At 74.7% G+C, this 6,359-nt stretch carries 3 protein-coding genes; 1 reads left to right on the top strand and 2 read right to left on the bottom strand.

Annotation, left to right across the window (positions count from 1 at the left end; all coding sequences use genetic code 11):
• Nucleotides 1-185 precede the first annotated feature (185 nt).
• Nucleotides 186-1,199 carry an excalibur calcium-binding domain-containing protein gene (locus tag ACFVQ3_RS08675; protein WP_387637559.1) on the bottom strand — a complete coding sequence of 338 codons (1,014 nt, stop codon included), beginning with the start codon at nucleotides 1,197-1,199 and terminating at the stop codon, nucleotides 186-188.
• A gap of 247 nt (nucleotides 1,200-1,446) precedes the next feature.
• On the opposite strand from ACFVQ3_RS08675, the gene ACFVQ3_RS08670 reads away from it, so the two are divergent.
• Complete coding sequence (locus tag ACFVQ3_RS08670; RefSeq protein ID WP_387637684.1) at nucleotides 1,447-5,367, top strand: AAA domain-containing protein; 3,921 nt, start codon at nucleotides 1,447-1,449, stop codon at nucleotides 5,365-5,367.
• A gap of 111 nt (nucleotides 5,368-5,478) precedes the next feature.
• Here the strand turns inward: ACFVQ3_RS08670 and ACFVQ3_RS08665 are convergent, their stop codons facing one another.
• Entirely contained in the window at nucleotides 5,479-6,252 is a 774-nt protein-coding gene (locus ACFVQ3_RS08665) for a hypothetical protein (protein ID WP_387637557.1), read from the bottom strand.
• Nucleotides 6,253-6,359: the final 107 nt, after the last annotated feature.

The following is a 6,359-nucleotide window of genomic DNA, read 5'->3' as shown; positions in this document are numbered from 1 at the left end:
GGGTGCTACTGCTCGTGCGCCCCCGCGCCGCGGGCGCGCCGCCGGCCCGCCGCCCGCCCGCCCCCCTCCCCCGCCCCCCCCACGACTCGTCGTTCGGGGGGCGTCGCCCTCGGCGGGCCCGCGCGCCACTCTCGACGGGTGGTCCGGTCGCCGTCGGCGTTGCAGAGCGTCGCCCTCGGCGGGTGTCAGCGTTCGCAGGCGACCCCGTTGCCGTCCCAGTCGAGCGCCGGGTTGAAGCCGTCGTCGCCCTGCTTGAGAGGGGCCTTGCCGTCGCGCTTCACGGCGTCGCACGTCAGGTAGATGCCGTTGACCTTCCCGTTCTGCCAGCCGCCGTCGTCGTTCCCTGCGTCGGCCTCGCGCTCCGCGATCGCGGCCTCGCGCTCGTCGAGGCCGACCTGCCGTTCGTCGAGCTCGGTCTCCCGTGCGGAGACCGCGGTCTCCCGCGCGGCGACCGCCTCGGTCGAGGCCGCGATGCCCGCGAGCTGGGTGTCCAGGTCGGCGCGCTCGGCGTCGAGCTTGGCCCGTTCGACCGCCATCTGCTCGGTCGTCAGCGCCGCTGCCGCGGTCGCGTCACCGGCCTCCGACTGCGCCTTGAGCGTCACGCCCAGCCCGAGGATGAGCCCGACGGCGAGGCCCCCGACACCGATGCCCAGCGGCAGGAGCCAGCGCATGTACGGGCGCTCCTCCCGGGGCTCGTCGTCCCCCGAGAAGATGGCGAGCGGCCCGCGCGCCGACGCGGTCGGCTCGGCGGAGGGGGAGGGGAGGGGGACGGCGGGACCCGCCGCGTGCCCGGCGGTGCCGGCAGCAGCCCCGGCAGCGCCGTTGACGACCGGCAGGATCATGGTCGACGACGGCGCCTCGGCCGGTGCGCCACCGCCGACGTCGCGCAGCGAGCGGCGAGTCGGCCCCGACGGTGGGCCGGCCGGTGACGGTGCCGAGGGGGCCGTGGCCCCGTGCCCGGGCGTCACCGGCACGATCGCGGTGGGGAAGTGGAGCGGGATGCCGCCGCCCGGCGTCTGTCGTGACCAGGCCTCGGCCCCTGCCGTCGGCGGGGCGGGCGGGGGCGTCGGAGCCGCCTCGACCCAGAAGACCCAGCCCGTGGGGGCGGCCGGCCAGGCGGGGTCCGGGTGCCAGTCCGACGAAGGGGAGAAACCGGGAGGTACCAACCAGCCGGGCGGCGGGTTGAAATGTACGGCCATGGGAGCTCTCCTTCGACGGTTCCTGCGCGCTCACTATGCTGCAGAACGGCCCGATGACGCTAATTCCCTCACCTTTCGTGAGACGACGTCGCACCCTGGGCGCGACGTGACGGCACCGGGATGTGGGCGGCACCCGGTAGAAAGGAACCGGGTCGCGGCAAGCGCCGCGACCGTCGACCGACGCTCGACCGGTTCGTCGAGGATCGACGACGCGCGTGAGCGATCCCGAGGAGTCGCCGTGTTCCTGATGGACCAGCAGGACCCGACCGTCGAGCCGCTGCTCGTCTTCTCGGCGAGCGACCTCGTCGCGGCGAGCGAGTGCGAGTACCGCCTGCTGCGCACCCTCGACGAGAAGGTCGGGCGCGCCGCGCACGCCGCCGTCGAGGTCGACGACATGCTCGAGCGGACCGCGACCCTCGGCGACGTGCACGAGCAGCAGGTGCTCGCGGGCTTCGTCGACCTCGTGGGGGCCGACGCGATCCGCGAGGTCCCTGTGCCGCGCACGGTGCGGCGCGCGGACCTGGAGGCCGCGCACGCCGCGACGCTCGACGCCCTGCGCGACGGAGTCGACGTCGTCTACCAGGGCTCGTTCTTCGACGGACGCTTCCACGGGCGCGCGGACTTCCTGATCCGTACCGACAGCCGGGCGGCCCACGCCTGGCCCCACGCTGCCGGCCCGACGACGTCGGGCACCCTGGAGGTCCCGGGGGCCGGCGGCCCGGTGTACGCCGTGCACGACGCCAAGCTCGCCCGGCGTGCCAAGGTGCCCGCGCTGCTCCAGCTCGCCGCGTACGCCGACCAGCTCCTCGCCGCCGGGGTCGAGACGTCCCCGGTCCTGCACCTGATCCTCGGGACGAGGGCCGTGACCGACCACCGCCTCGCGGACGTCCTGCCCGTCTTCCGCGAGCGGCGCACCGAGCTGCTGCGGCTCCTGGACGCGCACCGTGCGAGCGGCGAGCCCGTGGCCTGGGACGCGCCCGGCCTGCGCCAGTGCGGGGCGTGCGCGTACTGCGCGCAGCAGGTCACCGACCACGACGACGTGCTGCGCGTCGCCGGCCTGCGCAGCACCCAGCGCGTCCGGCTCCGTGCGGCCGGCATCACGACCATGACGCAGCTCGCGACCGCGACCACCCCGCCCAAGGGTCTCGCGGCGCGCACGTTCGAGACCCTGCGTGTGCAGGCCAGGCTCCAGGCCGGGCTCGTCGACGTGCCGGTCGACGGGGGAGGGGTGCCCGACGTCGGGCCCGGCCCCAGCGGGTCGGTCACGTGGAGCACGCCCGCAGGCGGAGGCGACGCGGGTCCCGGCGCGGCCGAGCCCGAGCAGCACACGCTGTCCTACGTCGTCGTCGACCCCGCCCCGTTGCGCGACCTGCCGCGCCCGGACCCGGGCGACGTGTTCTTCGACTTCGAGGGCGACCCGCTGTGGTCCGCTCCCGACGCCTCGCCCGAGGGCATCGTCTGGAACATCGACTACCTGTTCGGGCTCGTCGAGCGGCCGGGCAGCCCCGGTGAGAAGCCGCCCTTCACCGCGTTCTGGGCGCACGACCTCGATCAGGAGAGGCAGGCGCTCGTCGACTTCGTCGACTACCTCGCCAAGCGCCGCGCCCAGTACCCGGGCCTGCACGTCTACCACTACGCGTCGTACGAGAAGACGCACCTGCTCTCGATCGCGGCGCGGCACGGCGTGTACGAGCAGGAGGTCGACGACCTCCTGCGCGAGGGCGTCCTGGTCGACCTCTACTCGACCGTGCGCCACTCGCTCAAGGTCTCGGCGCCGTCGTACTCGATCAAGAAGCTCGAACCCCTCTACATGGGCGACCAGCTCCGTGGCGGCGACGTCACGGACGCGGCGGCGTCCGTCGTGGCCTACGCGACGTACTGCGCGGCGCGCGACGCGGGCCGCACCGAGGACGCCGAGCGTCTGCTGCACGGCATCGCCGACTACAACGAGTACGACTGCCTCTCGACCCTGCGCCTGCACGAGTTCCTCCTGGGGCTCGCGGGTCGCGCCGCTCCCGCGACCTCTGCCCCTGGCGTGCTCGCCGCCCCCCTCGGCAACGGCTGGGAGGACGACCTGCCGCCCACGCTCGAGCTCTCGGACGCCGAGGTCGCGCGCCGCGCCAAGCGCGCCGAGGCCGAGCAGGTCGAGCTCGACGTCCGCGCGCTCGCGGGCGGCGTGGACGGTCGCTCGGGGGACGGACGGACCGACGACGAGGAGGCCGTCGCGCTCCTCGGCGCGGGCGTCGGGTACTACTGGCGCGAGGCCAAGCCGTTCTGGCAGGAGTTCTTCGCGCGCCTCAAGGATCCCGTCGACCAGTGGCAGACGCCGCGCGCCTACTTCCTCGTGGAACGCGCCGAGGTGATCGAGGACTGGGCGAAGGCTACGCCGCGCAGCAACCCGTCGCGTCGCCTGCGCCTGTACGGCGAGCTGCCGGACGGCTCGGAGCTCAAGGCCGGGTACGACGGCGCCACCGCGCTCTTCGAGGGCCCCGCACCCGAGGGGATCGAGCCCGCCCGCGGCGCGGTGCGCTGGTCGACGGGGAGCGTGCGCGTCCACGGCGTCGAGCGGGGCCGACTCGGGAACGGGCGGGAGGTCGACGTCCTCGACGTGCGTCTGCCCGTGCCCAAGGGGGTCGCGCCGCACGACGTGCTGCCCATGGCGCTCACGGTCGGGCAGGTGCTCCCGACCCCGCAGCAGGAGGCGTCGATCCGGGCGCTGGCCACGGCCGTGCAGGTGCAGAACCCCGGGGGGCCGCAGGCGCCCCTGGTGCTCCCGGACCACCCGGCGCTCGACCTGCTCCGTCGTCGCCCGCCGCGCACGGTGTCCGGTGCCTCGCTGCCCGTCCTGGGCGGTGGCCCCGAGCGGTACGTCGACGCCGTGACCGACGCCGTGCGAGACCTCGACGGCTCCTATCTCGGCGTCCAGGGGCCGCCCGGCACGGGCAAGACCCACCTCGCGTCGAAGGTCGTCGGCCGGCTCGTCGCCGAGGGGTGGCGCGTGGGCGTCGTCGCGCAGTCGCACGACGTCGTGGAGAAAGTGCTCGCGGGCGTCATCTCCAAGGGCGGCGTGCCCGCGGACCGCGTGGGCAAGAAGGCCTCGGGGCCCAAGGGGCGCGACGTGTCGACCGTCGGGCGGGACGTGGGTCCCCTGCCCGACGACGTCGCGGCGGCGGACCTGCCCGAGGGCTCGCGGCTCGTGCCCTGGCGCCTCGTCGACTCCCCGCAGACCGCGGCCTTCGTCGCCGAGGGGCCGTGCGTCGTCGGCGGGACGGCGTGGGACTTCGCGCACGCCGAACGGTTCGGCGACGGCGAGCTCGACCTGCTCGTGATCGACGAGGCCGGGCAGTTCTCGCTCGCCAACACGATCGCGGTCTCCCGTGCGGCGCGACGAATCCTGCTGCTCGGCGACCCGCAGCAGCTCCCGCAGGTCTCGCAGGGGCAGCACCCCGAGCCGGTCGACCAGTCGGCGCTCGGGTGGCTGACCCGTGCGGGCGGCGGCCACGACGTGCTGCCGCCCGAGTTCGGCTACTTCCTGGCCCGCTCGTGGCGCATGCACCCCGCGCTGTGCGACGCGGTGTCCGAGCTCGCGTACGAGGGTCTTCTGCACGCCGAGGTCGCCGCGGGCGAACGCCTCCTCGTGGGCGTCGAGCCCGGTGTGCACGTCGTCGAGGTCGAGCACGCGGGCAACGCGGTGTCCTCGGTCGAGGAGGCCCAGGAGATCGTGCGGCAGGTCAAGGCGCTGCTCGGGACGACCTGGTACCCGGGGCCCGGTGGGTCGGACGGCACCGCACGTGACTCACGAGCACTCACGGAGGACGACTTCGTCGTCGTGGCCCCCTACAACGCGCAGGCGTGGACCGTCCGCCACGCGCTCCAGGCCGCGGGTCTGGGCGACGTGCGGGTCGGTACCGTCGACAAGTTCCAGGGCAAGGAGGCGCCCGTCGCGATCGTCTCCATGACGGCCTCGGCCCGCGAGGACGTGCCCCGCGGCATGGAGTTCCTGCTCTCGCGCAACCGCGTCAACGTCGCGGTCTCGCGCGGCCAGTGGTGCGCCGTCGTGATCCGCTCGCCCCGGCTCACGGACTACCTCCCGAACCATCCCGAGGAGCTCGCCGAGCTGGGCGCGTTCATCGGGCTGTGCCAGTCGGGCGTGGCGCCGCTCCGCTGAGCCACGCCGCTCCGCTGAGTGCGGAGCAGTTGTCGTCAGATCGGGCTCTCGGGGACAACTGCTCCGCACTCAGGCTCTGCCGGATCATGCACTCAGCGGCGGTCGAGGGACTCAGAAGTCTCCGAAGCCGCCGAAGTCCCCACCACCGAAGTCGCCGAACCCGCCGAGGTCGCCGCCGAAGTCGCCGCCGGCCTCGGTGAAGTCGCCGCCCGTGTCACCGGCTCCCGGGTCCGTCTCGCCACCGGCCTCGCCGGCGCCGGCCTCGCCGCCACCGGCCTCGCCGCCACCGGCCTCGCCGCCACCGGCCTCGCCGGCACCGGCCTCGGCCGCGCCGGGGTCGCCCTCGCCCGAGGTCCCGCCGTCGCCCGCGAAGTCCGCGGTCGGGTCGCCGAACATCGGGCCGAACATCATGTTGGCGACCGAAGAGCCGATCACGACGCCCGCGATCGTGCCGAGCATGCTGGAGCCGATCATCGAGCCCATGCCCGGGCCGCCCTGCCGGCCGCCGAACGACCGCTCGAGCGTGCCGGGGTTGCGCATCTCGGCGCGCGTCGCCATGCGGGCGAGCGACTGCGGGTCGTCGGAGGTCGCGCGCTCGGGGGGTGGCACGGTCTCGCCGAGATCGGCCAGCACGCGTCGCCGCTGCTCGGGCGTCAGCCGCTCGAACGCCTCGGCGTGCGCCTGCTCGACCGCCTCGGGGGGAGCGGTGCGCAGCAGGTAGCGGTAGCGGTCGATCGCGACGTCGTCCTCGCTGCGCGCGGGGCCGGTCGGAGCGGGCGGCGGGGTGCCGTAGGCGGGCGCTCCCGGGCCCGGGCGGTCTGCCGAGCCGTACGGTGAGCGGTCGTCCTGCGGGGTGCGGCCGAGGAGGCGGTCGAGGAATCCCATGAGCGTGTCCTTCTGGTCGAACCGTGGAGGGCGGGCGCCCTCACTGGTCCAACGCGGCGCCCGGCCGACCCGTTCCGTCGGTGCACGATCCGGCAGCGAGACACCGC

It is taken from the genome of Oerskovia sp. NPDC057915 (assembly GCF_042887685.1).
Lineage (GTDB): Bacteria > Actinomycetota > Actinomycetes > Actinomycetales > Cellulomonadaceae > Oerskovia.
Note: the sequence above shows the minus strand (reverse complement) of the source record. Positions and strands in the feature narration are given on the sequence as shown.

Excerpts from the sequence above, each read along its gene's own strand:
- ACFVQ3_RS08670 (WP_387637684.1), top strand. The coding sequence starts at position 1,447 with ATGGACCAGCAGGACCCGACCGTCGAGCCGCTGCTCGTCTTCTCGGCG.
- ACFVQ3_RS08665 (WP_387637557.1), bottom strand. The coding sequence starts at position 6,252 with ATGGGATTCCTCGACCGCCTCCTCGGCCGCACCCCGCAGGACGACCGC.
- ACFVQ3_RS08675 (WP_387637559.1), bottom strand. The coding sequence starts at position 1,199 with ATGGCCGTACATTTCAACCCGCCGCCCGGCTGGTTGGTACCTCCCGGT.